24 protein-coding genes and 1 pseudogene are annotated in these 26,195 nt (G+C 41.9%); 11 read left to right on the top strand and 14 right to left on the bottom strand.

Going from position 1 to position 26,195, the window contains the following annotated elements:
• Positions 1 to 6 precede the first annotated feature (6 nt).
• The 3 genes from HB679_RS03270 to ppk1 all read right to left on the bottom strand — a co-directional run bounded on the left by HB679_RS03270 (position 7) and on the right by ppk1 (position 3,771).
• Positions 7 to 570, bottom strand: coding sequence for a UbiX family flavin prenyltransferase (locus tag HB679_RS03270; RefSeq protein WP_214070501.1), 564 nt, complete (start codon positions 568 to 570; stop codon positions 7 to 9).
• A gap of 256 nt (positions 571 to 826) precedes the next feature.
• Positions 827 to 1,720, bottom strand: coding sequence for a rod shape-determining protein (locus HB679_RS03265; RefSeq protein WP_214070500.1), 894 nt, complete (start codon positions 1,718 to 1,720; stop codon positions 827 to 829).
• Between the two features lie 5 nt (positions 1,721 to 1,725).
• Positions 1,726 to 3,771: a polyphosphate kinase 1 gene (ppk1, locus tag HB679_RS03260; protein ID WP_214070499.1), complete on the bottom strand. Its 2,046-nt coding sequence runs from the start codon at positions 3,769 to 3,771 to the stop codon at positions 1,726 to 1,728.
• A 160-nt stretch (positions 3,772 to 3,931) separates the two neighbouring features.
• Between ppk1 and HB679_RS03255 the strand changes: the two genes are divergently transcribed.
• On the top strand, positions 3,932 to 4,429 hold the full coding sequence (locus HB679_RS03255; RefSeq protein ID WP_214070498.1) for a YajQ family cyclic di-GMP-binding protein: 498 nt from the start codon (positions 3,932 to 3,934) through the stop codon (positions 4,427 to 4,429).
• Positions 4,430 to 4,632: 203 nt separating this feature from the next.
• On the opposite strand, the gene HB679_RS03250 is transcribed toward HB679_RS03255, so the two are convergent.
• Complete coding sequence (locus HB679_RS03250; RefSeq protein WP_214070497.1) at positions 4,633 to 5,070, bottom strand: Hsp20/alpha crystallin family protein; 438 nt, start codon at positions 5,068 to 5,070, stop codon at positions 4,633 to 4,635.
• A gap of 138 nt (positions 5,071 to 5,208) precedes the next feature.
• On the opposite strand from HB679_RS03250, the gene HB679_RS03245 reads away from it, so the two are divergent.
• Positions 5,209 to 5,655 carry a thioesterase family protein gene (locus HB679_RS03245; RefSeq protein WP_214070496.1) on the top strand — a complete coding sequence of 149 codons (447 nt, stop codon included), beginning with the start codon at positions 5,209 to 5,211 and terminating at the stop codon, positions 5,653 to 5,655.
• A gap of 35 nt (positions 5,656 to 5,690) precedes the next feature.
• Entirely contained in the window at positions 5,691 to 6,092 is a 402-nt protein-coding gene (locus tag HB679_RS03240; protein WP_214070495.1) for a hypothetical protein, read from the top strand.
• 75 nt (positions 6,093 to 6,167) lie between these two features.
• On the opposite strand, the gene HB679_RS03235 is transcribed toward HB679_RS03240, so the two are convergent.
• From HB679_RS03235 to HB679_RS03220, 4 genes and pseudogenes are all read right to left on the bottom strand, one after another.
• Positions 6,168 to 6,866 (bottom strand): SIMPL domain-containing protein, encoded by a 699-nt coding sequence (locus HB679_RS03235; RefSeq protein WP_214070494.1) that lies wholly within the window; start codon positions 6,864 to 6,866, stop codon positions 6,168 to 6,170.
• A gap of 70 nt (positions 6,867 to 6,936) precedes the next feature.
• Positions 6,937 to 7,626 carry a class I SAM-dependent methyltransferase gene (locus HB679_RS03230; protein ID WP_214070493.1) on the bottom strand — a complete coding sequence of 230 codons (690 nt, stop codon included), beginning with the start codon at positions 7,624 to 7,626 and terminating at the stop codon, positions 6,937 to 6,939.
• A gap of 121 nt (positions 7,627 to 7,747) precedes the next feature.
• Positions 7,748 to 7,873: pseudogene (locus HB679_RS20695) on the bottom strand (YqaE/Pmp3 family membrane protein); the annotation flags it as partial.
• Positions 7,874 to 7,932: 59 nt separating this feature from the next.
• The gene (locus HB679_RS03220; protein ID WP_214070491.1) at positions 7,933 to 8,088 is read right to left on the bottom strand and encodes a hypothetical protein; all 156 of its coding nucleotides are present in this window, start codon (positions 8,086 to 8,088) and stop codon (positions 7,933 to 7,935) included.
• A 109-nt stretch (positions 8,089 to 8,197) separates the two neighbouring features.
• Between HB679_RS03220 and HB679_RS03215 the strand changes: the two genes are divergently transcribed.
• Positions 8,198 to 8,620 carry a secondary thiamine-phosphate synthase enzyme YjbQ gene (locus HB679_RS03215; protein WP_214070490.1) on the top strand — a complete coding sequence of 141 codons (423 nt, stop codon included), beginning with the start codon at positions 8,198 to 8,200 and terminating at the stop codon, positions 8,618 to 8,620.
• Here the strand turns inward: HB679_RS03215 and HB679_RS03210 are convergent, their stop codons facing one another.
• Positions 8,621 to 9,589 carry a helix-turn-helix domain-containing protein gene (locus HB679_RS03210; RefSeq protein WP_214070489.1) on the bottom strand — a complete coding sequence of 323 codons (969 nt, stop codon included), beginning with the start codon at positions 9,587 to 9,589 and terminating at the stop codon, positions 8,621 to 8,623.
• Positions 9,590 to 9,727: 138 nt separating this feature from the next.
• Between HB679_RS03210 and HB679_RS03205 the strand changes: the two genes are divergently transcribed.
• From HB679_RS03205 to HB679_RS03180, 6 genes are all read left to right on the top strand, one after another.
• Positions 9,728 to 10,147, top strand: a complete 420-nt coding sequence (locus HB679_RS03205) for a VOC family protein (protein WP_214070488.1) — start codon at positions 9,728 to 9,730, stop codon at positions 10,145 to 10,147.
• 56 nt (positions 10,148 to 10,203) lie between these two features.
• Positions 10,204 to 10,701 (top strand): DinB family protein, encoded by a 498-nt coding sequence (locus HB679_RS03200; RefSeq protein WP_214070487.1) that lies wholly within the window; start codon positions 10,204 to 10,206, stop codon positions 10,699 to 10,701.
• Between the two features lie 4 nt (positions 10,702 to 10,705).
• Positions 10,706 to 10,918, top strand: coding sequence for a hypothetical protein (locus HB679_RS03195; RefSeq protein WP_214070486.1), 213 nt, complete (start codon positions 10,706 to 10,708; stop codon positions 10,916 to 10,918).
• A gap of 174 nt (positions 10,919 to 11,092) precedes the next feature.
• Positions 11,093 to 12,469 (top strand): MATE family efflux transporter, encoded by a 1,377-nt coding sequence (locus HB679_RS03190; RefSeq protein WP_214070485.1) that lies wholly within the window; start codon positions 11,093 to 11,095, stop codon positions 12,467 to 12,469.
• A 360-nt stretch (positions 12,470 to 12,829) separates the two neighbouring features.
• Positions 12,830 to 13,618: a DUF1080 domain-containing protein gene (locus tag HB679_RS03185; RefSeq protein ID WP_214070484.1), complete on the top strand. Its 789-nt coding sequence runs from the start codon at positions 12,830 to 12,832 to the stop codon at positions 13,616 to 13,618.
• A 250-nt stretch (positions 13,619 to 13,868) separates the two neighbouring features.
• Positions 13,869 to 14,108: a hypothetical protein gene (locus HB679_RS03180; protein WP_214070483.1), complete on the top strand. Its 240-nt coding sequence runs from the start codon at positions 13,869 to 13,871 to the stop codon at positions 14,106 to 14,108.
• An 88-nt stretch (positions 14,109 to 14,196) separates the two neighbouring features.
• On the opposite strand, the gene HB679_RS03175 is transcribed toward HB679_RS03180, so the two are convergent.
• The 5 genes from HB679_RS03175 to folB all read right to left on the bottom strand — a co-directional run bounded on the left by HB679_RS03175 (position 14,197) and on the right by folB (position 24,908).
• Positions 14,197 to 16,980, bottom strand: coding sequence for a PKD domain-containing protein (locus tag HB679_RS03175; protein ID WP_214070482.1), 2,784 nt, complete (start codon positions 16,978 to 16,980; stop codon positions 14,197 to 14,199).
• A gap of 127 nt (positions 16,981 to 17,107) precedes the next feature.
• Positions 17,108 to 19,819, bottom strand: a complete 2,712-nt coding sequence (locus tag HB679_RS03170) for a PKD domain-containing protein (protein ID WP_214070481.1) — start codon at positions 19,817 to 19,819, stop codon at positions 17,108 to 17,110.
• A gap of 207 nt (positions 19,820 to 20,026) precedes the next feature.
• Positions 20,027 to 22,678, bottom strand: a complete 2,652-nt coding sequence (locus HB679_RS03165) for a PAS domain-containing sensor histidine kinase (RefSeq protein WP_214070480.1) — start codon at positions 22,676 to 22,678, stop codon at positions 20,027 to 20,029.
• A gap of 466 nt (positions 22,679 to 23,144) precedes the next feature.
• On the bottom strand, positions 23,145 to 24,548 hold the full coding sequence (locus tag HB679_RS03160) for an FAD-binding oxidoreductase (protein ID WP_214070479.1): 1,404 nt from the start codon (positions 24,546 to 24,548) through the stop codon (positions 23,145 to 23,147).
• Positions 24,549 to 24,554: 6 nt separating this feature from the next.
• Entirely contained in the window at positions 24,555 to 24,908 is a 354-nt protein-coding gene (gene folB, locus HB679_RS03155; RefSeq protein WP_214070478.1) for a dihydroneopterin aldolase, read from the bottom strand.
• Between the two features lie 87 nt (positions 24,909 to 24,995).
• Here folB and HB679_RS03150 point away from each other — a divergent pair, with 87 nt between their 5' ends.
• A complete protein-coding gene (locus HB679_RS03150) occupies positions 24,996 to 26,177 on the top strand; it encodes an acyl-CoA dehydrogenase family protein (protein WP_214070477.1) in 1,182 nt (393 codons plus the stop codon).
• Positions 26,178 to 26,195 lie beyond the last annotated feature (18 nt).

Genomic DNA, 26,195 nt, shown 5'->3' with positions numbered 1-26,195 from the left:
TATTTATTATTCCGCTCCCCAACGATAGCTATCATTTTCTAACCCCATCAAATCTATTACTCGGTTAACTACGGTTAGGGCCACCTCTTCTACCGTTTGCGGCTTGTTGTAGTATGAAGGTACCGCCGGGCAAATAATACCGCCTGCCTCGGTTACAGTAGCCATATTACGGATATGGATAAGGTTTAAAGGTGTATCGCGCGCAACCAGTATTAGTTTACGACGCTCTTTCAAGATCACGTCTGCAGCGCGGGTTATCAGGTCGTCTGAAATGCCGCCGGCTATGCGGGCCAGCGTACCCATAGAGCACGGTATAATTACCATGGCATCAAACTTTGCCGAGCCGGAGGCAAACGGCGCCATAAAATCATTTTTAGCGTAAAATTTAAAAGGGAATTTGTCGTAATCCTGGTTGTCTAACTCAAACTGCCATACTTGTTTGGCGTTGTCAGACATCACCACAGCTACCTCTGCAATTTGGTTATGGAGTTGTTGTAATTTGTCCAGCAGCAGCCTGGCATATATAGATCCGCTGGCACCGGTAATAGCAATTACAATTTTTCTTTTCATACACCCCTCTAAATCTCCCCGAAGGGGAGACTTTTAAATGAACAATTAATATCATCCAAAGTTAAACCAAACGTATTGTTAAATAACTATAAAGTTAAAATTAGAGCGCCCTCCTTTGGGGAGACCGAGAGGGATAGGCACAAAAAAGGGTCGAATACAAGTACCCGACCCTACATCTACCTATGAAAAACATGCCCTTTGAGAGGGCACTACAAATATAATAACAGTTTTTTAATTATTAAATAATTTATTGAAATTATTTTAATACCGATTTCACAAATTTTTCATCTATCAGCGTCTGGATAATACCATCCACCATACCTACGCTTGGCACATAAATGCTTTTGATACCTGCCCATTTCATCACAGACAGATAAATCTCGCAAGCCGGAATGATTACATCGGCCCTATCCTGGTTTAAACCAAGCACGTTAATTCTGTCTTTTAATGAAAACGAATCCAGATAATCATATATTGATTTAAGCTTACCCAAGCTCATTGGTGTATTGTTTTTTTCTTCGGATAATTTATAAATTTTATTAATGTTGCCACCGGTGCCAATTCCAAAAACACCTTTAAAGTGGCGCGTATGCTCGCGGATAAAATCACGCATGGCTCCCCACGATTCTTCGGTATCCTGGTTGTCTAATATACGTATGGTACCAATGTTAAATGATTTAGAAGCCACTAACTCTCCTGCCGAAAACAAGGAAAGTTCTGTGCTGCCACCGCCTACATCAATGTACAGGTAAGTTTTATTTTTGTCGATATTTTGCTCGGCGTGGCTGGCGTAAATAATCCTGGCTTCTACTTGTCCGTGAACAATCTCCAGATCAATACCCGCTTCCTCTTTGATTTGTTTAACTACCTCTGCACCATTATGCGCCTCGCGCATGGCAGATGTCGCACAAGCCATATATTCTGTCACCTTGTAAACATCCATCAGGTTATGAAAAGCCTGCATGGTTTTAACCAGATCGGTAGTTTTTTTTACAGAAAGTTCGTGATTTAAAAACGCATCGTCGCCCAAACGCAGCGGTACACGTACCAAAGTATTTTTTTTAAACGACACCGTGCCGTCATTCTCTTTTATATCAGCAATAAGTAACCTTACCGCGTTCGACCCGATGTCAATAGCTGCGTATCTCAATTTATTTATTTTTTATTCTTTAAGTAGCTGTAAATATCAACTTGCGACCGCACCGGCAGTTCTGATTTAGTTTTATGATATTTGTTAGTATTGTCTTTGTTGATCTCGCGAGATTTGGTGTTATCGTTTAGCTGGATATCAATAATATCTCTCACCTCTTTTTTAATGGCTTTATCATAAATAGGGAAACCAACTTCAACCCGGGTATCAATATTGCGCGTCATAAAATCGGCAGAAGTAAGGTAGATCAGTTCATTGCCACCATTACAATACACATGTACGCGTGCATGCTCCAGGTATCTGTCTACAATACTAATAACCTCTATATTCTCGCTATAACCTTTCATGCCGGGCACCAGACAGCACATGCCGCGTATAATCAATTGAATTTTAACCCCCGCATTGCTGGCCTGGTATAACTTCACTATCAATTGCTCATCGGCAAGACTATTCATCTTCAGGATCATGTAAGCCGGCTTTTTGGCTTTGGCATTTTTGATCTCGTTATCAATCAGTTTATAAATTGCCGGACGCGAATCAATGGGCGATACAATTAAATGCTTTAATCCTTTTGGTAAAATGCCTTTATTAATGGCTTTGAACACATTGATCAAATCGCCGGTTATTTTTTTATTGGCTGTAAGCAATGTATGGTCTGCATACATGCGTGCTGTTTTTTCGTTATAGTTACCGGTAGACAGGCAAGCATAATAAGCCAACGCGTCTTTTTCGGTACGGCTTACCAGGCATATTTTTGAGTGTACCTTGTAACCGTCTATACCGTAAATTACGTTTACTCCTTCTTCTTCTAAACGGCGGCTCCAGGTTATGTTATTCTGCTCATCAAAGCGGGCACGCAGTTCAACCAAACAATTTACTTTTTTACCGTTTTTAGCGGCATTAACTAATGCGTGCATAATGCGCGAGTTTTCGGCCAAACGATAAACGGCGATACTGATCTCTTTAACATTAGGGTCGATAGCCGCTTCGCGTAAAAAGTGAATCACATAGTCATATGTTTGATAAGGTGTACTAATCAGGTAATCCTTCCTGGCTATCATGGCCATCAAACTGCGATCAAATGTCAAATTATCAACCGGTAGTGGCGGATATTTAACATACTCCAACTCCGGCGAACCCACGTTGGGAAATGATATGAAATTTTTAAAGTTATGGTAACGGTTACCCGGTATCAGGCTCTCGCCATGCAGGCCCATTTTGTGCACCAGATATTTTAACATATCAAGCGGCATCTCAGAATCATAAAGCAAACGCATTGGTTTGCCTTTTTTGCGTTTCTGCAGGCTGCGCGATAAAGCGTCGATAAATTTACCGCTTACTTCTTTATCCAGATCCAGTTCGGCATCGCGGGTTAGCTGAATGGAATATGCTTCAATGCTATCGTGCTCAAAAATGAAGAAGATATCTTCTAAACAATACCTGAGCACATCGTCCAGCAGGATAATGAATTTCAGGTTATTAGTCTCTGGCAGTACGGTAAAGCGCGGCAGATTGTCAGGTATTTCAATAAGCGCGTAGGTTACCTTTTTGTCTTTAGTCAGCTTAACAAAAAAGTAAATGGCGCGGTCGCGCAATTCTGGCAAGGTGACGGTATTATCCAACATAATTGGCACCAGCATGGCCAGGAGCTTTTCGCGAAAATGGTCGCGAACAAAAGTACCACGCGCTACGTTTAGCTGCTTGTCGTTAAGCAAGAAGATCTTTTCTTCGGCCAGTTGTTTTACAATGATGTTCTCGTACAGATCGTTAAACTTGCGCTCTTGCTTTACTACCAGGTTTTTAATCTGGTTCAGTACTTTTTTGGGGTTATAGCCCAAAATCTCCTTCGCTTTTTCGTTCAGATTAGCAAGTCGGCTCAGGGTGGCTACCCTAACGCGATAAAACTCGTCAAGATTAGATGAAAATATAGCCAGGAATCTGATACGCTCAATTAGCGGGACAGTAGGGTCTGCGGCTTCTTGTAAAACACGCTCGTTAAAATACAACCAGCTTATCTCTCTATTGATTAAAGGTACCCTTTTAATATCCATATATAAATGTGACACCCGTAGGTTATGGCAAAGCTGCCTATTTATTTGTTAATTTAATATTAATAAATTGCTATATCTGTTTGTTTTAACACACAAATTCAGCATTTGATTTTATCCCCTTTTAAATAGTAATTTTGCAACTCAAGTAAAAATACACAATATGCCAAGCTTTGATATAGTAAGCAAAATTGACGGCCAGACCCTGGACAACGTCATTAACATCGCCAAAAAAGATATTTTAAACCGTTATGACTTTAACGACTCGAAAAGTACGGTAGATCTGGATAAGAAAACCAATATAGTAACTGTAGTTACAGAAAGCGATATGCGTCTTAAAGCTATTACAGATGCTATAATCAGCCGCATGGTGAAACAACAGGTGGACCCTAAGTCTTTAGACCTGGATTATGGCAAAGAGCAGGCCGCGTCAGGCAACATGATCCGTAAAGAGATCAAAGTAAAACAGGGCATTGACCAGGAGACCGCCAAAAAAATCGTTAAAAAAATAAAAGACAGTGGCCTAAAAGTACAAGCCAGCATTATGGACGACCAGGTACGCATAGTAGGCAAAAAGATTGACGACCTGCAAGGTGTAATAGCATTGTGCCGTAAAGAGGATTTTGGCCAGCCGCTGCAATATATTAATATGAGGGATTAGTTAGATATCGAACATCCGAAATCCGACATAAAGAAAAAGCCGCCCCTTTCGGGACGGCCTTTTCAAACTAAACCAACATTACTTATTATGAAAACACTCTTTACCGGTATTTCCTAGGTCCGGGCCTGCAAACACAATCACCCTCACATTTCACGCGCAATCACCCTCACTGCCACGGACTTTCGGAACTTCCCGATATAATATTATTTTACAGCTATTTCTCTGGTCTGAAATTTAGCTTCTTCTTTTTTAGCAATAGTCAATTTCAAAACACCATTAACGTAGTCGGCATCAATTTTTGAATGGTCTGCGCTTTCCGGCAAGTTGAATGATCTGCTGAAAGTATTAAAGCTGTATTCGCGTTTGGTAAATTTCTTATTTTCATCAATGGTTTCAGTTTTCTTATCAGCCGAAACGCTTAATACATTTTTATCCAGATTGATCTTAATATCTTCTTTGTTTAAACCGGGGATAGCCAAGTCTATTTCAAATTGTGCGTCGCTTTCTGCAATGTTAACAGCAGGTACACGGCTAGCAGATCTTTCGTTTAAAAACGAATCATTCAAGATGGAGTAAACGTCATTAAAGAATGGGTTTACGAAGTTATTTTTGGGCTCTTTACCAAATTTTACTAAAGTCATTGTTATATCCTCCTAAAGTTTTTATTTTATTGTTATTTTCGTAAAGAGTTAATCAATACCCATACCATTGGCGTTTTGAGCGCAATTGAATGACGTCTTGTCATTTTAACCAATTTTAAACCGACATATTGACACTTAATGGCTGAAAAACTAGCAGATTACAAGTTTCGCACCCCCATACATATCCGTTTTTCGGATATAGATGCAGTGGGTCACGTTAACAATGCGATATACCTTACCTATTTTGAGATAGCCCGGTTTAACTATTGGAAACATGCTATTGATTGGAATTTAAGTGAACACGGCATTATTGTAGGCCGCAGCGAGGTTAATTATCTAAAACCTATAAATCTGCACGACGAGATTGCTTGCTACGTACGCGTAGTGCGCATAGGCAATAGTAGTTTTGATGTGATGCAGGTATTAGTTAGAATAACACCGCACGGCGAGGAAATTTGCACAACGGGCAAAACCGTTTGTATCAGCTATGACTATACAACAAACAAGTCGGTATCTATTCCGGCCCGCGAGCGCGAACAGATGATTGCCTATGACGAACCACGTTTAATACTGAATACTAATTAGTTAGCTATTTTGTTAATGATATTATAAACCAGATTATGAAAAAACAGCACCTATACTTCTTGATTTTACTGCTGGCTTTTGGCTGCAAGAAGGAGAATGCGCAGATAACAGACCAAAACCCGGCTAACACTGCCCCTGCTCCTACCATGCATATTATTATAACCAGCAGCCAGATCTTCTCTTATAACATCACCGAGTCTGACCCCATAAGTAATCAATTTACCACTAAAGATGATTACGATGTAGCCAGCCTGGATTACTCGTTCACTCCTGAACCGGGTAACGTAGTAACGATAGAGGCTGCTTCTGATAAAACAGGAACTATGGCACCTGTAGTAACTTATAAAGGCAAGACTGTGGGCCCGATAACTACCCACGGCAATGGCAGCGACCCGGGAACAGGCTTTGAGTTTACGTATACTGTACCGGCTAATTAACCAGATATTCTTAAATAAGTAAAAAGGGGTATCGACTAATTAGTCGATACCCCTTTTTACAGCAGGTTAATATTTTTATTTGCCGATTTGAAACACGGCGTTGATCTGGAAGCTTAACTTAATTTTTTTAACGTCGATGTCAGATTCTGCCGGTTCCTGCCTGTCGGCCGCTACAGCCATGCTTTTAAACATCACCGCTCTTGGCTGCATGTATACGCTATTGTCATTCTCAGTAATGTTCAATACAGGTCCCACTGTTTCGCTTAAACCCGCCAGCAAAAAAGTAGCTTTTGCTTTTGCAGACAGTAAAGCTTTCAGCTTCAAATCATTTTTCAGCTGCTCCATCTTCGAATAATCATAACTATCTATATTGGTGCTTTGGATACCTTTTGCATCAACCTTACTGATGATCTGGTTAAAGCGGTTCAAATCATGAAAACGGATACCATATTGTTTGGATGCCAGGAAATCAGGATTTTTCTTTTTCTGATAGGTATTATTGTAAGCCGACAAATTATTGATGGTAAAATCTTCTTTCGGAATACCGGCATCGTTAACAGCCTGCTCGAGTTGTTTCTCCAATTGGTCAATGGTAACTTTAGTTTTACCATTCATGTACTCCTGCAAAGAAATAGTCACGTTGATAATGTCTGGGGTAATTTCTTGTTCGGCGGTACCGGTAACTTCAATTTTACGGCGCAGATCAACACTCTGCGCAAAGGTGGTGTAGGTAGTCGCGATAGTTAGCGCGGCAAGTATAAATAGCTTCTTCATATTATTATCGTTTTTGTTAGATATAGAACAAATAATAAGCATAAAGTTTAATTGATCATTCAATAATAACCTAATGCATTACTGTTAAACGTGTTAAATATTGACCGTGCTCATCATCAATTAATACTTCCGTTAAATAACCGGTCTCAACCGCGACTTGTTGTAAAGTATGCTCGTCAATATATAACCAACTAAACCACTCGGTCTTTAGCTTTTTGTAGGCATACTGATATTCAACCTCGCCATAATAACCGTGTTTAGGCAAATTGCCTTCGTACAGATAAACTATATCCGACGAATCAAATAATATCTGCCCATCGGGCTTTAATAAAGTCTTTAAGTGAATAAGCAGTTTTTTAAGCCCCTCAATAGTACCGGCCAGACCTATGCCGTTCATCAGCAGTAATAAAGTATCATAACCGCCTTGTTTGTATTGGAAGATATCGCCTTCCAAAGCATTCCTGATACCTCTCTCTTTCATGACTTTAACACACAATGGCGAAATATCCATGGCGGTGACATCAAACTCATGCTCTGATAAGTACAAAGAATGACTTCCTGCTCCTGCGCCAATGTCCAGCACTTTGCCGCGGCATTGCTCCAGCGCCATCCATTCTATATCGGGCATATCGTCTTCCTCACGGAAATAGATACCGATAGGCATCTCCTCTTTGGGGCCGTATTTATTATTGATCCATAATTTAGAAGGCGACCGCTTATCCCAGTAATCATATATGGCTTGCCCTAGCACGTCATTCATATTCGTTGTAAAATATGCGGCAAGTTAGCTAAACAGAAACAAAGCTCGGCTAATATCTGCGCTTCATAACGCGTACCAACCGGCGGTGGCGTTTGGCTGCATAATAGTCATTGGTTACCAATACTGCGTGAATCACACCCGGGATCCAAAAACACAGCGTAAGTAGTAAATTTAGAATGAATGCGCCCATACGGCCTGTGGTAAATACAGCTAAGGGCGGTAATAACAGACAAAGAAAGTAACGCATAGCAACAAGTTTACGGGTTCAACATCAATTAGACCCGCTGAACCTGCTATAGTTACAAATTAATGGTAATCCATATTCTTTTTTTTGCGACGCCAACGCAGGCGCTTGCCCCATTCATCAAACCTGCCGCCGGTAACCAGCGCCCCTCCTATTCCTAAAACAAATATCATTATAACAATAAAAACGTGCAGGCTGTCCGAAAAAAATGCTCTCATGGGCGCATCAATACAATCATCATGCCTTTATCGAAATATACAACCTCGTGCTATAGTTATATAAATTTGCATTGTTATTGCAAGTGCGTTACTTTACATCAACATCATCATGAAAATATTTCAACAACAAATACAGCTTAGCCAGCGTCGACGCGGCTTTCACTTAATAACTTCCGAAGTCGTGCAGGCGCTTCCACAGATTGGCGAAATCAAAATGGGCATTTGCCAGGTGTTCATCCAGCATACATCAGCCTCATTAAGCATCAATGAAAACGCCGACCCAACCGTGCGTAAAGATTTTGAAATGTATTTCAGTAAAGCGGTTCCCGAGAATGATCCGGATTATCAGCATGACGACGAGGGCCCGGACGATATGCCGGCACATTTGAAAGCGGCGCTGCTGGGTAGCTCGGTAACTATCCCTATCCGTAATGGCCGTTTTGCTTTGGGGATATGGCAAGGCATTTACCTGTGCGAACATCGTAATTATGGTGGCTCGCGCAGTCTGATGATCACTGCCTGGGGAGAATAATCAACTCATATAAAATTTCTCGCGATAACCGGTCGGTGTCATACCAACAGTTTTCCTGAAAATCTTGCGAAACGCTTTGGGGTCGCTATAGCCAGAGTTGATCATTACCTCGGTCATTTGCTGATTGGTTTTGATCAGCAGGCGTTTAGCAGCTTCAATTCTGGTTTTCTGTAGATATTCTATCGGTGTAATACCTGTAACTTGTTTAAATCTACGGGCAATATTGCGGCGACTACCAGGGATTTCTTTGATCAGTTCCTCAATTGTTCCGGCATTATGATAGGCCGATTCAATACTTTGTTGCGCCATAGCCACCAATTCGTCGTTATGTGCCTGTACCGGCGAGAAAGTACTAAAATAGGTTTGCTGCCCGCGATCCATATCTATAGAAAATAGCTTAGCTGTGCGCACAGCTATATCTTTACCACAATGTTTTTGCAACAGATGCAGCATTAAATGAAAGCTCGAGGTTGAACCGCCGCTGGTATACAAGCCGGTATCGCCGGTTACCACTTTGTCGGCCTGTAGTTTAACTTGCGGGAAAGCATTGGCAAAAGCTTCGCAGGCGTCAACATGGGTTGTAGCGGTTTTACCGTTAAGCAGGCCGGTAGCGCCTAATAGAAATGCGCCCGTACACACACAAGCCAGTTCGGCACCTTGCTGGTGCTGTTGTTGCAGCCATGGGATAAAAGAATAATTTTCCTGTATGGCCGGGATAATATCCATCGTATTAAAAGCAGGAATAAATACGAGGTCCTGTTTTGTTGCCGAAGCAGGTGCTTGAATTGGATATCCTTTAAACTCCAAAGCATTTCCGTCGGATGTATTAGTGCTGATTAGCGAGATATTAAAAGCTGGTTCCTCCTCATTTTCAGTATAAAACCTGTTTACACTTTCAAAAACATCCAATATGGCGGCTACACTTAACAGCCTGTATTTGTTAGTTAGTAAAATGCCTAATTGTATCATTTGCTTTCATTTATTGGTGGCATAAATATAAAAAAATGTCTCGAATACCCCCTATAGTTGACATTTATGCACATCATCACATCAAAAAATTGCGCCTACCTTAGCCTAACTAAAACAAACAAATCAAAAAATACAATCATGGCACAAATTGATCCCTACCTTAATTTTTTAGGTAACACCGAAGAAGCTTTTAATTTTTACAAATCTGTTTTCGGCGGCGAATTTAAAGCGTTGCAACGTTTTAAAGATACCCCTCACGGCGACAGCATGTCTGCCGAAGACAAAGAGCGCATTATGCACGTCGCATTGCCCATTGGCAAAAACGTACTCATGGGCACCGACGCGCTCGAATCGGCGGGGCATACTTTGAATTTCGGCAACAATATCTCTATTGCCGTAAGCCCTGAAAGCATCGAAGAAATGCACCGTATATTTAATGGCCTGGCAGCCGGTGGCCAAATACAACAGCCATTAGAAAAAATGTTCTGGGGGGCGTGGTTTGGTATGCTGGTAGATCAATTCGGCGTACAATGGATGCTTAACTATATCGAGGGTTAAAAATAATTTCCTGGTTATGCCCAGCCCTAATTGGCAGGGCATAAAAATCGCATAACATGAAAGAACCTTTAAATGATTTAAATAGAGTTCATCAGGAATTTGTTCAGGTATTATCAGCTATCCCTGAGGATCAATTAAACACTGTTCCTTTTGAGGGCAGTTGGACAGCAGCGCAAGTTACAGAGCATGCATGGAAAGCAGCTAGTGTTGATACGCTTTATGGCGATACCAGCCCTACTGACCGTGATCCGGGCGAGAAAATAAAGGCGGTGTCAGATCTGTTTCTGAACATGGATATCAGGATGCAATCGCCAGACTTTATTTATCCTTCAGATAAAAAATATGGAAAGCAAGAATTGCTCGACATGGTTAACAACAGGTTTAATAAGTTGATTGTGGCCGCAAAAACGCTTAATATTACGGTAACCTGCCTGGCTTTTGAGGTACCCGGATTTGGAGCGTTTACACGGCTTGAGTTTATTTGGTTTTATATTGTACACACCCAGCGCCATATCTTTCAGTTGAAAAAAATCGCCAAAGTTTTGGCAGGTTAATATCATGATAGTCGAAGTTTTTAAAACCAATGTTAATGAAATAGAAATGTCTGAGCAATTGATCAGACAGGTGCTTGATCATTTCCCGCATAGCCGGGTTAACTTTGATATGGAAGACTGCGACCGGATACTAAGGGTTGAAGCAACAATTGTAATCCCCGAAAAGATCATTGAGATCATCGAGGCCAACGGATACCTTTGCGAAGTTTTGATTTAATGGTTAGCGCAGGTAAACCGTCTCTAGCTCGCTTTGAAACAAACAACCGGAGTGCAATAAAAATTGTCCTGGCGTAAATATTTAGTTTCACGGTAAGGAATTTGGCCTTAACCCGACAAAGCCGAAAATATAAATTAAAAGATAGCGTAATTGCCATCTGTACATAAACTTACCATGACCTTAAAAAATATAATTACTGTCATCAAGCAATCGCTCAACGGCGAGAATCATGATTTTACCAGCGGCAGTATACGCCGTGCGGTATTTTTATTGGCGGTGCCGATGATTTTAGAACTGAGCCTGGAAAGCGTGTTCGCGCTGGTAGATATATTTTTTGTAGGCAAGCTGGGCGAAAATGCTATTGCCAGCGTGGGTCTGACAGAATCTGTTATCACGATAGTTTACAGTATCGCCATGGGATTAAGTATAGGCGCAGGAGCCGTCGTGGCCCGCCGCATTGGCGAAAAGAACGTAGACGGCGCCGCTCATGCCGGGGCGCAATCGCTCATTATTGCTTTTGGCATTTCGGCGGTATTAACGGTGGCAGGTATGATTTACGCCGGCGACATTCTAAGTTTAATGGGCGCCAGCAAAGCTGTTATTGCCGATGGCGCCATTTTTACCCGTATTATGTTTGGCGGCAGTTTGGTAATTATCCTCATCTTCCTGATCAACGGTATTTTCCGTGGGGCGGGTAACGCTGCTATGGCCATGAAGAGCCTTTGGATAGCCAGTTTTGTAAATATTATTCTCTGCCCGGTTTTAATCCATTTTTTCGGACTAAAGGGGGCTGCTATAGCAACCGTAACGGGCCGCACATCGGGTGTGCTTTATCAGTGTTATCACTTAATAAAAGGTAACGGTATAGTTAAATTTAAAGCTATTCATTTTAGTTTTGACGCAACAGTTATTAAAACCATTATTAAAATAGCGTGGCCTGCTACTTTACAGTTTATTATAGCCAGCGGCAGCTGGATTGTGGTGGCGCGTCTGGTAGCAGAAACCAGCGGTACGGCGGCATCAGCAGGTTACCAAATAGCTATACGTAACGTGGTGTTCTTTATTTTGCCTGCCTGGGGTTTAAGTAATGCGGCGGCCACCTTAGTTGGGCAAAACCTGGGGGCTAAAGAAATTCATCGGGCTGAGCAAAGTGTTATCATCACCGCCAAATACAATGCTATATTTATGGGTATGGTGATGCTGATATTTTTATTTTTCTCAGATCATATTATCCGCGTGTTTACTACGGATACCGGGGTAATTAAATACGGCGTACAAGCTTTGCGTACTTTTGGATCGGCTTATATATTCTATGGTATAGGCATGGTGATGACCCAGGCACTTAATGGCGCCGGCGATACCCGTACACCTACCTGGATAAATTTTATTTGCTTTTGGGTGCTGCAAATTCCGCTGGCCTGGTATCTGGCAAAACCATTGGGGATGCACGCTAACGGTGCCTTTCTTTCCATCCCTATTGCCGAAACTATTTTAGCGCTGGCAGCCTGGTATTTCTTTAGGCGCGGTAAATGGAAGGAAGTTAAAGTTTAATTTTCTTGAATCGAAAACGTTCAATATCAAACATTTTCATAAAGTTCTGGTCAGAGAATTTAGCAAATGCACCAAAGCACATCAATAGTCAACAAAATAGCAACCACCCAATTCAAAATCACTACACCTTCAGGTATTTTTCCGTAAGGATCTTTGTCTAAAAACTCCATATTATCAATAGTATTAATTAGTATTACTATTACTTTCTACGTAAAAAGTTATTGCTGGGTTATGGTTAAATGAAATTTTATTCGAAATAAGAGTAACAGTAACACTTTCAATACACTGCAAAAAAGCTATGCATCGAAATTCAAAATCTTATAGATTTGAATAAATTATCATTCCAACAATTAACCAATTATGAGATACAACCTGTTTTTGGCGACAGCACTGTTAGGTGTGTCGACTATCGCTTACGGGCAAACTACATCAGCCGATATTAAAAAAGCTAACTTACCTGCAGCTAACCCAACCGATGCAGAGATGTTTTCGCCGGTACCAAATGTTGTTACCCCAGCCAAAACATTCGGTGAGGCACCATCAGACGCAATAATTTTGTTCGACGGTAAAAATCTGGACCAGTGGGAAAATGCCAAAGATCAATCTGTCGCTAAATGGAAAGTGGCAGACGGTTTATTAACTGTTGATAAATCAGTAGGCGATATAGAGACTAAACAAAAGTTCACCAGCTTTCAATTACACATTGAATGGAAAATACCTGCGGATATTACCGGTAAGGGTCAGGAACGTGGCAACAGCGGCATATTCTTGTCAGGTAAATACGAGATCCAGGTTTTAGATACTTACAACAACGACAATAAAACCTATACCAACGGTATGGCCGGCGCTGTTTACCGCGAGTCTATTCCGCTGGTTAACCCTGCACATAAAGCCGGCGAATGGAACATTTACGATATTGCTTATCAGGCACCGGAGTTTAACGCCGACGGCACCGTGAAAACACCTGCACACGTTACCATTTTATTTAACGGCGTACTGGTACAAAACAATACCGAAATTAGAGGCGGCACCTCTATGACCAATGTTGCACATGCTTATAAAGCGCATGATGCAATGCCGTTAAGATTACAGGCCCACGGCGATAAAAGCGAACCGATAAGCTACAGAAACATCTGGATAAGAGAATAAGCCCCTCCCAAGCCCTCCCTACCGGGAGGGCTTTTAAAAACAAAACTTCAAAAACCTCCCCTTCCGGAGGAGATTTAGAGAGCTGATTTTATTTTTTTGTATTTCATTATTAATTTGTTACATTAGTTTAAGATTATTTGCCGACCCTTTACGCAATATAATACCGGCTTCTGCGTATCTTAATTATCACTTACAACATACTTGCCTATAGATTACAAACGGACTATTCAATCATCTAATCATTACATCAATGAATTATACAGTGAAGTTAGCCGATGGAACCCCACAACTAGTTGATATCAAAGACGGATATTTCAAAAACTGGAAAGTGTGGATTGTAAACATTAACGGTAAAGCAGCTATGCTTTACAAACTAGGTACCGAGTGGATGCAGCGCAATGAAGACTTTCTTGACAGCCGCACCTTGAAAATTATCGGCGAGTTTATTGATACTATAATATCTCCGCAGGGAACGCCCTCGCTGGCATAATTAAGCCAGCGCTACATTAATCAAATAAAGTTTCATTTCACAATTAATTAACCGGTTTTAACTAATTGGCTACGTCTTGTGGTATATTTTACCTAATAATGGTAACATAGCCAGAAATGGGTTTGCGGCCATGTTTTGGGTCGATGATATAATAATACACCCCCACCGGCAGGTCCTGGCCATTGAAATGTCCATCCCAACCGGCTACCGGGTAATTATTAGAAGTATAGACCTTTTGCCCATTACGGTTAAAAACGTCGACTATTGCACCTGCGTAACTATCCAGGTATTTAATAACCCAATTATCATTGATACCGTCGCCATTAGGCGTAAACGTGTTTGGCACAACAGGTTCTTGCAAAACCCTTACATTAACCTGGTCTGTTACTGCGCAACCGTAGCTGTTGGTAACGGTTAATGTGTAGGTAATGTCTTTATCTATACTTGCCACCGGGTTAGGTATGGTAGCATTATTTAAACCCGTAGCAGGTGACCATAAATAAGTTATCTTATCGCCCGTTGCAATGGCATGTAAGGTAGTGGTACCGCCCGACAGGATAGTTACATCAGGCCCGGCATCAACCGTACCTATAGGGTTTACTTTAATTTTATGAACGATGGTATCCGCGCAGCCTGTTTGGGCTGTGTAAATATATTTGATATCAAATGTGCCCACGCCTGCCTTTGCCGGGTCAAACAAACCAGTTGGCGATACCCCGGCACCATAATAAGTACCCGCGCCGGTAATACCGGTGTTCTCTTGGGCGGCAAATTGTACCGTACCAAAATTTATACAAACGGAGTCTGCTGCGTTGAAAGTTAAAGCAGGAACTGCTAATATTGTTATCGTGGTTGGATCACTTACCAAAAAGCAACTTTGGCCCGAATAAGCAATCATTCTAACAGTATAGGGGTGTATAGCGGTAGGTAAATTAATTTCAGGATATTTATGGTGATACAATTTGCCTTTATAAGGATTTTCATCTGTATCCGGCGTTGAGTTATCACCAAAATCCCAGATCACTTTGGTTATACTGCCAAAATCAACCGCAGACTCATTACTGAAATAGACATCTCTATTACTACAAAGCGATGACGGGTTTAATACATTAAAAACAGCCCTAGGTTCAGAACCATTTACGGTAAACGGTTTAACCAGCGTTTGTTGGCAACCGCCCGTAGGCGTCACAGTAAGTGTAACCTGATATTGCTTCGCTTCGCTATAAATATGGGCAGGGTTTTGCAGTGTAGATGTATTTGGATTGGCTGCATCAGCGTGGTCATCGCCAAAATCCCACAGATAGGTCATCGGTTCATTATCTGCAACAAAACTACTGTCTTTAAACTGTGCGTAAACGTCTTTCAGACAGATCTCGGGTAATATAAAATTCACTTTCGGTACCGGGTGTACTTCAATTGTTTTAGTAAGCGTGGCGGTACATCCCTTTGCTGTAATAATATTTAATATTACTTTATAAACGCCGGCAGTATCGTACTTGTGCTGAAATGGCGTGCTATAATATTTTGTATCTTTTTGACCATCACCAAAATCCCAGTTCCAACTATTAATATTTCCATCAGGACTGACAGAATTGTCGGTAAAAGTTATTTCCTGACCGACACAATAAGGTGTTGATGCAGTAAAATCAATATTTACCGGCGTTATAACATGGATGGTTTTGACAGTTTCATTAACGCAGCCATACTGCGTTGTTATGGTGAGTTTGACGGGGACATCTCCGCTTATTTTAAAACGATGTTTCGGATTTTGCACATTTGATGTATCGCCATCCCCAAAATCCCAATGCCACGAAAAAGTGGCCGAGCCTATTGATGTTGACTCATCCATAAAAAGTACAGTATCGCTCTGGCAAGTATTTTTTTGAACTGCGAAGGAAGCCTTTGGTGCCTGTACTGAGATATTTAATTTGTTCGAGGCTATAACACATTGTGAAGAATTGATATTAACGGCATCACTTTTAACAACCCGGTAAGAATAATCTCCGCCCTCGGCAGGCCCTAAAACACTAAATGAAGATGCCGTTGTGGGAGCAGTTTGATCAACCCACACACCATTTTTAAACAACTGAAGTTTTTGAGCGAACTTTTGATCCAGTGGCGTACTTGTTTTTATCGTGACCATCTGCGGCGATCCCGCACAATAACCAATAGTACTACTTTGATCGAATGCTATATTGATTGGAGTTCCATAGGGACTAAAAGTAATATCGTCAATAACAATATCATTGCCGGTGCCGCCGGGTGCGTTATTTGTCATCTTTAAAATAACAGATTGTACATTAGCCGGTGTAGAAAAAACAAACGGGTATTGTTTCCAGGTACTATCAGCAGGTATGTCATGCGTATTACCGCCTCCAAGTACTGTTCCGTCTACCGTTTCGATAGAAAAGCTTACGTTAGGTAATATACCATTTGTATTGAGCAGATTTTTTATCCAGGCGGCAAATTGATAAGTGGTGCTGCCGCATAAGCCATCAACCTGGCGCGTATAAAACAAGCCCGCAGCAAAGCTGGCATTTACCAGCATCATGTAGCCATTTGGGTTGCCCGTATGATCTTTGGTAGTTACCCAACCTTTATTAAGGCCCGCGGTGGTATTAAATATGCCATACTCTCCATCATTAGGCGATGCAGGCCCGCTATAAGTATAGGTAGTGCTACCCGAGTCTGCTGCCAGTGCAGGGCCGTAAGTGCTTGCTCCAGATCCGAAAGTTATGTGCACAATGGGGTCACCAAGACTTTGCGCCCCGGCATATTGAAAACTAACCACCAAAGTTATGATCAAAAAAATGATCAGCAGGTGGCTCAATTTCAGTAATTTTTTATGTGATATAGGTAGTGTTTTATCCACCTCTCTGATCCTTACAATTGGTAAGGATAAATATTGGTATAAAATGTCTGTAATTAAAGCGGAGTGCCGAGTTCCTGCCTTTTTCGTCAGGATTTAAACGCTTTTAGTAGCTGGTACCGCAATGTCTTTATCTAACAATGGTAACGTAGCCCGATATAGGCCTGCGGCCGTGCTTAGGGTCAATAATATAATAGTAAACCCCTACCGGTAAACCCTGCCCCCTAAAACTACCGTCCCAGCCTGTTACCGGGTAATTAACAGATGTGTATACCTTTTGCCCATTACGATTAAACACATCAACTGTGGCGCCAACGTACGTCTCCAGGTATTTAATGGCCCAGGTATCATTAATCCCATCGCCGTTAGGCGTAAAAGTATTGGGGACAACGGGCGCTTGCAACACCTTAACATTCACCTGGTCTGTTACAGAACAGCCATATTTGTTGGTGACGGTTAAGGTATAAGTCATGTCATTTTCTGCATTAACTACCGGGTTTGGAATAGTGGTACTACTCAATCCAATAGCCGGCGACCACAGATAAGTAATATTATCGCCGGTTGCAGTGGCATGCAGGGTAGTTGCTCCTCCCGCCAATATGGTTACATCGGGGCCGGCGTCTACTGTCCCTATTGGGTTTACTTTAATTCTATGAACTATCGTATCTGCACAACCGGTACCTGCCTCATATATGTATTTTATATCGAAAATACCAATCCCTGCTTTTACCGGATCAAACAAACCTGATGGGCTAACCCCGGTTCCGTAATACGTACCTGTTCCGCTGATAGAGGTACCTTCCTGCGCAGCAAACTGCACCGTACCAAAATTTATACAAACAGAGTCCGGGGCGTTGAACGTTAGCGTAGGTACTGCCAGTATTGTTATCATTGTATCTGTTGGAGATACGCAACTCTGACCAGAGTAAGCCAGCATGGTTACCGTATGGTTTTCTGCAGCATTAGGTAAATGTGTCTCAGCATATTTATGATAGTACAACTTACCCTTATAAGGGTTTTCATCGGTATCCTTCTTTGAACCATCGCCATAATCCCATACTACCCGGGTTGTACTGCCAAAGTCCACCGTTGACTGGTTAACGAAATAAACTGCGCGATTACTACACAGCGACGTGGCGTTTAACACATTAAACACTGCTTTGGGTATTGAGCCATTAACGGTAAACGGTTTTATCACCGTTTGCTGACAACCCGCGCTCGAAGTAACTGTTAGCTTAACCTGATATTGTTTTGCTTCTGTATATATATGTTTAGGGTTTTGAGCTGTTGATGTATTATTAGCTACGCTGGCGTTACTATCGCCAAAATCCCATAGATAAGTCATTGGCATGTTATCGGCTACAAAGGTGCTATCTGTAAACTGCGCATACGAGTCGGCCAGGCACACCTCGGGCAATATAAAATTAACTTTGGGTACGGCATGTACTTCGACAGTTTTTGTTAAGATAGCAGAACAGCCTTTATCGGTATTGAGTGTTAACTTTACCTGGAAAGTACCGGTTTTATCGTAGGTATGCTGAAAAGGTGAGTTGTTTGTAAAAGTTTTATACGTACTATCCCCAAAGTCCCATTGGCGACTAATTATGTTTGCCTCGGCACTGGTTGAATTGTCTGTAAAGGTTATAGTTTGATCGACGCAATCGGGGTTTGAATAATTAAATGCTGCAATAACCTGCGGAACAACATGTATGGTTTTTACAGTATCAATGGAACAGCCGTTGCTGTTGGTTACTGTTAATTTAACAATATGATCTCCCGCCGTAGTAAACAGGTAATGAGGATTTTGTATTACGGACGTTTGACCATCGCCAAAATCCCACTGCCAGGATATACCAGTAGCCCCTCCTGCCGTAGACCGGTCCTTGAAAATCGAAGTATCACCCTGGCAAATGGTATCTGCCACTGTAAACGAAGCTATTGGCAAGGAGTAAACTGTAATATCAAGCTTGTTCGAGGCTACAACACATTGCGAGCTATTGATATTACCGGCATCGCTCTTTACTACCCGGTATGAATATGCACCGGCTGTATCAGGCGTTAAAAAACTAAAAGAAGTGGTGGTACTGGCGGCAGAATGGTCTATCCATTTGCCATTATCAAAACGCTGCAGTTTCTGCGCAAAATTATGATCCAACGGCGTAGTGGTGTTAATGGTGACCATTTGCGGTGACCCAACGCAAAAGCTTTTATTAGCAAGTTGATTTGACTCGACGGCTATCGGCGTACCATATGGGCTAAAAGTAATGTCATCAATAGCCATATCATTCCCGCCGCCACCCGGGGCATTGTTGGTCATTTTTAAAACAATAGATTGGCTTGCCATTGGCGTTGTAAAGGTAAACAGGTACTGCTTCCATAGGCCATCGTTTGCAATGTTACCGGTTGAAGCGCTATCTAAGAGGGTACCGTCCATTGTCTCAATAGAAAATGTTACGTTAGGTAATATACCGCCGGTACCGCCTAATATGTTTTTTATCCAGGCAGCAAATTGATAAGTGGTACTACCGCACAAACCATCAACTTTACGCGTATAAAATAATCCGGGGTCATAATCGGCATTTACAATCATCATATAGCCATTGGGGTCGCCGGTATGATCGGTTGTCAGCCGCCAGTTGGGGTTTAAACCCGCCGTTGTATTAAATATGCCATACAGGCCGTCTTCTGGCGAGATGCCGTTGCTGAATCGATAGGTAGTGGAACCAGAGTCGGCAGCAAGTGCAGGGCCTGCGGGGTTTACTCCCGACCCAAAAGTTATATGCACAATAGGATCGCCCAAACTTTGTCCGTAGCTTTTTTGATAAAAGCATATCAAAGCCATATAAACTATGGTTACAATAAAAATATTTTTTACTGAAATAATTCTACGTAAATAAGATAGCATTTCTACCTGGGGGTATGCTTATATAATTGGCAGTGTTAAAATTATAATTATTAACGCAGATATTATAATATTTTAATATCGCTATAAAATAAAAAAACCGCTTTAGGGCGGTTTATAAAAATAATGGGGTGATAGACAAATAGCCTATGGCATTTTACCATGCAACGGTATGGCAAAACAAAAGGTTGAACCCTTACCTACCTGGCTATTTACCCATATCTTACCACCCTCTCGCTTAATGATTTCTGAGGATATATAAAGACCAAGCCCTAAACCCGGGAAAGTATGCTGCATATCGCCGCTTACACGATAAAACTGTTCAAATACCTTGTTCAACTTATCTTGCGTTATTCCAATACCAAAATCCTGTACACAAAGCTGCACCTCATCCCCTTTAAGCGTGGTGCTAATAACAATTTGATCTGCCTGCGGCGAGTATTTTATGGCATTTGTAATTAAGTTAGATATTACCTGCCCAATGCGTTCTTTATCGCCATAAACCATACCTATTTTAGCATGGCGCTCAATTAAAGTATGTTTTTCGGTGGTTCGCTGCAAGTCCTCAACTAAATCTTGCACCATTGGTACAAAATCAAATTCGGTATCATTAAATTGCAGTTTGCCGGCATTAATTTTAGTTACGTCCAATAAATCGCCAATTAAACTGGTTAAACGATCTATTTGAGCATCCATACGACCAATCATGGCAGCTTCTTTTAAATCGCCTTTTTTTAACAGCATTTTCTCTAACACCTGGGTGTAAGCTTTAATACTTGTTACAGGCGTTTTTAATTCATGACTGGCTATGCCGATAAAATCATCCTTTTGTTGCTGTAATAGTTTCTGATCTGTTATATCAACACATGAGCCAATATAACCCGAGAAATTATTTCGCGCATCATATTGCGGCTGGCCGGTCAGTATGCACCAATGTGTAGTTCCATCGGCATGATTTAGCCTGAATTCTACTTCAAATAGTCCGTGCGCTACAATATCGCCGGTTAATTTTTGTGCAACCTTTTGCCTGTCGGCGTGATAGATGGAGTTGAGCCAACCACTACCAAGGTGTTTGGCATATTCGCGGCCTGTCCAGTCTACCCAGGTTTGATTAACATAGGTAACGGAACCGGCTTTGTCAGACATCCATAATGTGGTTGGTGCAGCACTGGTAATGTTTCGTAACAGTTGCTCGCTATCTGCCAGTGCTTGTTTGGCAGCAATTTCCGGGCGTAGATCCCGCATTACGGCGCCGATAGCTATGGGCACGCCAGAAACAGGATCATCTATACGAATACAACTATTATATACCGGAAATATCTCGCCAGATTTTAAATGACGTACCAACATGGTTCCCTCCCATCTGCCCTTATTCATAACCCTTGGCAAAACTTCGCGCTCAACCTGGGCAAAATGCGCCGGATCATGCAATTCTGATATCGGCACCCTCGAGACATGCGCAGCATCGTCAAAGCCCAACATATTCATGCCGGCCTTATTGATATAGGAGTTAATACCATCCAGATTTAAAATAGACATGAGGTCAACGCTGTTATCAACTAACGTGATTAATTTGCGCTGTTCCTCCATGGCTTTACGCTGTTCGGTAATATCTAATAACGTCCCTATGATGCGGGTAGCAAGCCCATCATTAGCGTAGGATACTTTACCTTCAAGCCTTATCCAATGAACTGATTTATCGGGCCAGATCACCCGTACTTCGTATATCAGATGGCCGGTTTTTAACGCTACCTCCTGCGCTTTATTTCTTAATATAAAATCATCGGGGTGAAACGCGGCAAGATATTCTTCGCGCGATGCCGGCTTTTCAAAACCCAGGATATTAGCGCCTCTTACTGATGTTATGATCTCGCCGGTTGTCAAATCAAGGTCATAGGTACCCAGGCTCATCGCATCAACAGCTAAACGAGCGCGTTCTTCGGCTTCCTCAATTAATTTCCTGCCTTTAAACATTTCAGTAACCTCGGTTGCTATTACAATTACACCGCTGATATTGCCATCCTGTTCGCGAAAGGGCTCATAAACAAAGTTTACGTATACTGTTTCTAAAACGGCATTACGCATCAGTAATACCGCGGCGCCATCGCCTTTAACAGCCACCCCCGTTATCGACACACTGCTAAGCAGTTCTTCAAAACCCTGGCCTTTTGCAAACGGAATACAATCAAACACCGGCTTACCCATCATTTCGTTGGGTGTTTGGCCGTATAATTCACACAACGAAGGATTGATCAGATCAACAACAAAATTGCTGCCCTTTAATATGGCAATGCCAACAGGTGCCTGCATAAACGTATCAAATAATTGTTGTTGCTGTACTTTAAGAGCCTCCTGGCTCTTTTGCTCGCGCTCTGTAACCTTATGTAATTCGGTAACGTTAATGGGCGAATGGATAAGATAGCTTACGTTCCCATCGTTGTCCAGCACAGGGGTATTGGTGGTTGTCCACCAGCGTTCTTCAAATTGATCTGTGCCTGAAACCGGGATATCGTAACGGTAATTATTAAGGGTGTGAGGTTTTTTAGTATTGATAGCTGTGTCGAACGAAACTATCGTGCGTTCTATGTTTTTCGAGTCCTCGTCGCTGGGATTAGCCGGAAACGCGCCGAATACAGATGTGCCGACCAAACTTTCGCGTGTACTATTAGTGGCTTTAAGATAAGCGTTATTTACGTCGATAATGGTATAATGCGGCTTATCAACGTCAATAATAAGCATTGTAGCTTCGCTGTTGTAAAATATATCCTTAAAACCGCTCTCGGGTAATTGTTTGATCATAATTAAGCATTACCGGCCCGGCAGTAAATCAAAAACTTCCTGCCAGAAAGTTAAAAGTAAAAATATACTGATTATTTATGTACTATTTATTGAATTGGCTGCTGTGATAACGCAGTAAAATATTATTTACAAGCTCTATGGATAACAACTCACAGTTACACAAGTTTTTACTGCAACGAAAAATATAATATTAATTTAACTCCTGATGTAATATAATCGGTTATATTTGATATCATAAATAATGCTAAGTCAATACAATACACCCCCTTACCTTGTATGATCACCACCACCAATTCCGCTAAAAGCGATAGCGGCAAAAACTATCCCACGTGTCCCAAATGTCGAAAAACAATGGACGACCGCGTGCCTAGAGGCTGGTTTGTTAAATCTTTTCTTTTTTGGGTACCATTAAAAAGATACCGTTGTTATACTTGTAAAGGCAAATACTACATAAAGGGCCGTTAACTTAGCGGTTAAATATCTTGGCCGGGTTTAAAATATAGTTTTTATCAAATACCTGCTTAATACCTCGCCACAACTCAAAATGTACCGGCGAATATTTTATCGGCATAAAATCCTTTTGTACAAAACCAATTCCATGTTCTCCGGATAACGTGCCACCCAAAGCAACCGTCAACTCAAATAATTCGGTGATACCGTCGTTTAGTTTAGTATTCCAATCCACATCGCTCATATTGGCTTTCACTATATTTACGTGCAGGTTACCGTCGCCTGCGTGACCATAACAAACCGATTCAAAACCATACCTATCTCCTATTTCTTTGATACCTTTAATCAACTGTGGCAGCGCTGCGCGTGGCACTACTGTATCCTCTTCTTTATAAACAGAGTTTGCTTTTACCGAAACACCCATTGTACGGCGTATGCGCCATAATTCTTCTTTTTGCGTGGCTGTATCGGCAAACAGAACATTGGTGCAACCATGTGCTTCTAAAACAGCATTGATCTTTTCACAATCGTCAAATATCACATCAGGATTAGTGCCATCTACCTCTATCAGCAAAAATGCCGCATCTTCGGGCTTCATATCAAAGGTCAGCCCGTCTTTATCAATTACCCACTGTACGCCCTTGCGTTCCATAAATTCAAGGGTTGATGGGATAACCCCCGCTCTAAAAACCGCGGAAACCGCTTCACATGCTTCCTGGTTTGAGTTAAACGATGCCATCATCAAGGCGTCTACAGTAGGCGCCGGAATGAGTTTTACCACAATCTTGGTAACTACACCTAATGTTCCTTCAGAACCTATCATCAGTTGCGTAAGGTTATATCCTGATGCATATTTTAAGGTATTGGCACCGGTCCAGATAATATCGCCCGATGGCAAAACGACTTCCAGGTTTAACACATACTCGCGTATAGTGCCATACTTAACCACCCTTGGCCCGCCCGACCCATGCGCTATGTTGCCGCCAATAAAACAGCTCCCCTTACTAGCAGGATCAATTGGATACAATAATCCTTTTGCAGCCGCCTGATTCATAAACTCCTCGGTTATTACGCCGGGTTCTACTGTGGCCTGCAAATTTTGTTCATCTATATCCAGTACCTGGTTAAACCGCTCCATAGCCAAAACAATACCGCCCATAACAGGCAGTGCGCCGCCGCTTAAGCCGGTGCCAGCACCACGGGGCGTAACCGGTATTAAATGCCGGTTACAAAGTTTCAATAGTGTTGATATTTCTGCAGTGTTTCCTGGCTTAACAACAACTTCCGGATAGTAGCGCAGATCCTCCGTTTCGTCATGGCTATATTTTTCCATGCCGGCTCTATCCGAAATAACCCATTCATCACCAATAATTTGCTTTATATCGGTTAAAATATCTTCGGTTATTTTATTGTAGATCATAACCTTTTACTTACTGTAGTTAAGCGTAACACTTGACGACCCTGTTTTAGCGCCTACCAATGGATTCAATTTATAGATGGTTAGTTTAACCGTATCAACAAAATTGTATTGATTTATAATATTGTCCATAATGTCTTGAGCTACGGTTTCAATTAGCTTTTTGGTGCGCTTCATTTCATCGCAGGCAATTTCATAAAGCTGTTCATAATTTACGGTGTTATCCAGGTTATCTTCGTTAATGTCGCCGGTTGGCGTAAACGCTACCTCGATATCAACTATAAAATGGCTTCCTAATTTTTGTTCTTCGGGATAAAAGCCGTGATAAGCAAAAAACTCCACGCCATGTAATGCTACAATCATGTCCAAAAATAGTATTTTAGTAAATACCGCTGTCAATTTGTTAGCTAAACGTGCGATAGCCTATATTTGTTTATAAACCAACCGATCATGGCAAAAACCGATCTTTTCGAATCGCCGGACTATTACCTGCTGGATGAACTACTTACCGACGAACATAAACTGATACGCCAATCCGTACGCGATTGGGTAAAAAAAGAGGTATCGCCCATCATTGAGGATTACGCCCAACGCGCGGAATTTCCGAAACAGTTATTAAAAGGATTGGCAGAGATTGGGGCCTTTGGCCCCACTATACCTGTGCAATACGGCGGATTGGGCCTGGACTATATTTCGTACGGCCTGATCATGCAGGAAATTGAGCGTGGCGATTCGGGTATCCGTTCAACTGCGTCTGTGCAGGGATCATTGGTAATGTACCCTATTTATGCCTACGGGTCTGAAGAACAGAAAAATAAATACCTGCCCAAGCTAGCCGGCGGAGAATTAATGGGTTGCTTTGGTTTGACGGAGCCTGACCATGGTTCTGACCCCGGCGGTATGACTACTAATTTTATAGATGCCGGCGACTATTACCTGCTTAATGGCGCAAAAATGTGGATCTCGAACGCGCCTTTCGCAGATATTGCCATTGTATGGGCTAAAAATGAACTAGGCAAAATACAAGGACTGATTGTAGAGCGCGGGGCTGAAGGTTTTTCTACGCCTGAGACACATAATAAATGGTCATTACGCGCATCTGCAACGGGCGAGTTGGTGTTTGATAATGTAAAAGTCCCAAAGGAAAACTTGTTACCAAATGTCTCCGGACTGAAAGGGCCGCTGGGATGTTTAAACCAAGCCCGTTACGGCATAGCCTGGGGAGCCATTGGCGCCGCAATGGATTGTTATGATACCGCCCTGCGTTACGCTAAAGAACGCAAACAGTTTGGTAAGCCCATAGCCGCCTTTCAGCTACAGCAAAAAAAACTGGCCGAAATGATCACAGAGATCACTAAGGCGCAACTATTGGTATGGCGACTGGGTACATTAAAGAATGACAACCGGGCTACCCCTGCTCAAATATCTATGGCTAAACGTAATAGCGTTGAAATGGCGTTAAACATTGCACGCGAAGCCAGACAGATATTGGGTGGCATGGGCATTTCCGGAGAATACCCTATAATGCGACATATGGCAAATCTTGAATCGGTAATTACGTATGAAGGCACTCACGATATTCACCTGTTGATAACAGGGCTGGATATTACCGGAGAAGAGGCTTTCAAATAGTGACAAAAATGCACTCCC

Origin of the sequence: Mucilaginibacter sp. dw_454 (genome assembly GCF_018449775.1) — a bacterium.
Classification (GTDB): Bacteria; Bacteroidota; Bacteroidia; order Sphingobacteriales; family Sphingobacteriaceae; genus Mucilaginibacter.
Note: the sequence above shows the minus strand (reverse complement) of the source record. Positions and strands in the feature narration are given on the sequence as shown.

Excerpts from the sequence above, each read along its gene's own strand:
- HB679_RS03270 (WP_214070501.1), bottom strand. The coding sequence starts at position 570 with ATGAAAAGAAAAATTGTAATTGCTATTACCGGTGCCAGCGGATCTATA.
- ppk1 (WP_214070499.1), bottom strand. The coding sequence starts at position 3,771 with ATGGATATTAAAAGGGTACCTTTAATCAATAGAGAGATAAGCTGGTTG.
- HB679_RS03255 (WP_214070498.1), top strand. The coding sequence starts at position 3,932 with ATGCCAAGCTTTGATATAGTAAGCAAAATTGACGGCCAGACCCTGGAC.
- HB679_RS03250 (WP_214070497.1), bottom strand. The coding sequence starts at position 5,070 with ATGACTTTAGTAAAATTTGGTAAAGAGCCCAAAAATAACTTCGTAAAC.
- HB679_RS03245 (WP_214070496.1), top strand. The coding sequence starts at position 5,209 with ATGGCTGAAAAACTAGCAGATTACAAGTTTCGCACCCCCATACATATC.
- HB679_RS03240 (WP_214070495.1), top strand. The coding sequence starts at position 5,691 with ATGAAAAAACAGCACCTATACTTCTTGATTTTACTGCTGGCTTTTGGC.
- HB679_RS03235 (WP_214070494.1), bottom strand. The coding sequence starts at position 6,866 with ATGAAGAAGCTATTTATACTTGCCGCGCTAACTATCGCGACTACCTAC.
- HB679_RS03230 (WP_214070493.1), bottom strand. The coding sequence starts at position 7,626 with ATGAATGACGTGCTAGGGCAAGCCATATATGATTACTGGGATAAGCGG.
- HB679_RS03220 (WP_214070491.1), bottom strand. The coding sequence starts at position 8,088 with ATGAGAGCATTTTTTTCGGACAGCCTGCACGTTTTTATTGTTATAATG.
- HB679_RS03215 (WP_214070490.1), top strand. The coding sequence starts at position 8,198 with ATGAAAATATTTCAACAACAAATACAGCTTAGCCAGCGTCGACGCGGC.
- HB679_RS03210 (WP_214070489.1), bottom strand. The coding sequence starts at position 9,589 with ATGATACAATTAGGCATTTTACTAACTAACAAATACAGGCTGTTAAGT.
- HB679_RS03205 (WP_214070488.1), top strand. The coding sequence starts at position 9,728 with ATGGCACAAATTGATCCCTACCTTAATTTTTTAGGTAACACCGAAGAA.
- HB679_RS03200 (WP_214070487.1), top strand. The coding sequence starts at position 10,204 with ATGAAAGAACCTTTAAATGATTTAAATAGAGTTCATCAGGAATTTGTT.
- HB679_RS03195 (WP_214070486.1), top strand. The coding sequence starts at position 10,706 with ATGATAGTCGAAGTTTTTAAAACCAATGTTAATGAAATAGAAATGTCT.
- HB679_RS03190 (WP_214070485.1), top strand. The coding sequence starts at position 11,093 with ATGACCTTAAAAAATATAATTACTGTCATCAAGCAATCGCTCAACGGC.
- HB679_RS03185 (WP_214070484.1), top strand. The coding sequence starts at position 12,830 with ATGAGATACAACCTGTTTTTGGCGACAGCACTGTTAGGTGTGTCGACT.
- HB679_RS03180 (WP_214070483.1), top strand. The coding sequence starts at position 13,869 with ATGAATTATACAGTGAAGTTAGCCGATGGAACCCCACAACTAGTTGAT.
- HB679_RS03170 (WP_214070481.1), bottom strand. The coding sequence starts at position 19,819 with ATGGCTTTGATATGCTTTTATCAAAAAAGCTACGGACAAAGTTTGGGC.
- HB679_RS03165 (WP_214070480.1), bottom strand. The coding sequence starts at position 22,678 with ATGATCAAACAATTACCCGAGAGCGGTTTTAAGGATATATTTTACAAC.
- HB679_RS03160 (WP_214070479.1), bottom strand. The coding sequence starts at position 24,548 with ATGATCTACAATAAAATAACCGAAGATATTTTAACCGATATAAAGCAA.
- folB (WP_214070478.1), bottom strand. The coding sequence starts at position 24,908 with ATGATTGTAGCATTACATGGCGTGGAGTTTTTTGCTTATCACGGCTTT.
- HB679_RS03150 (WP_214070477.1), top strand. The coding sequence starts at position 24,996 with ATGGCAAAAACCGATCTTTTCGAATCGCCGGACTATTACCTGCTGGAT.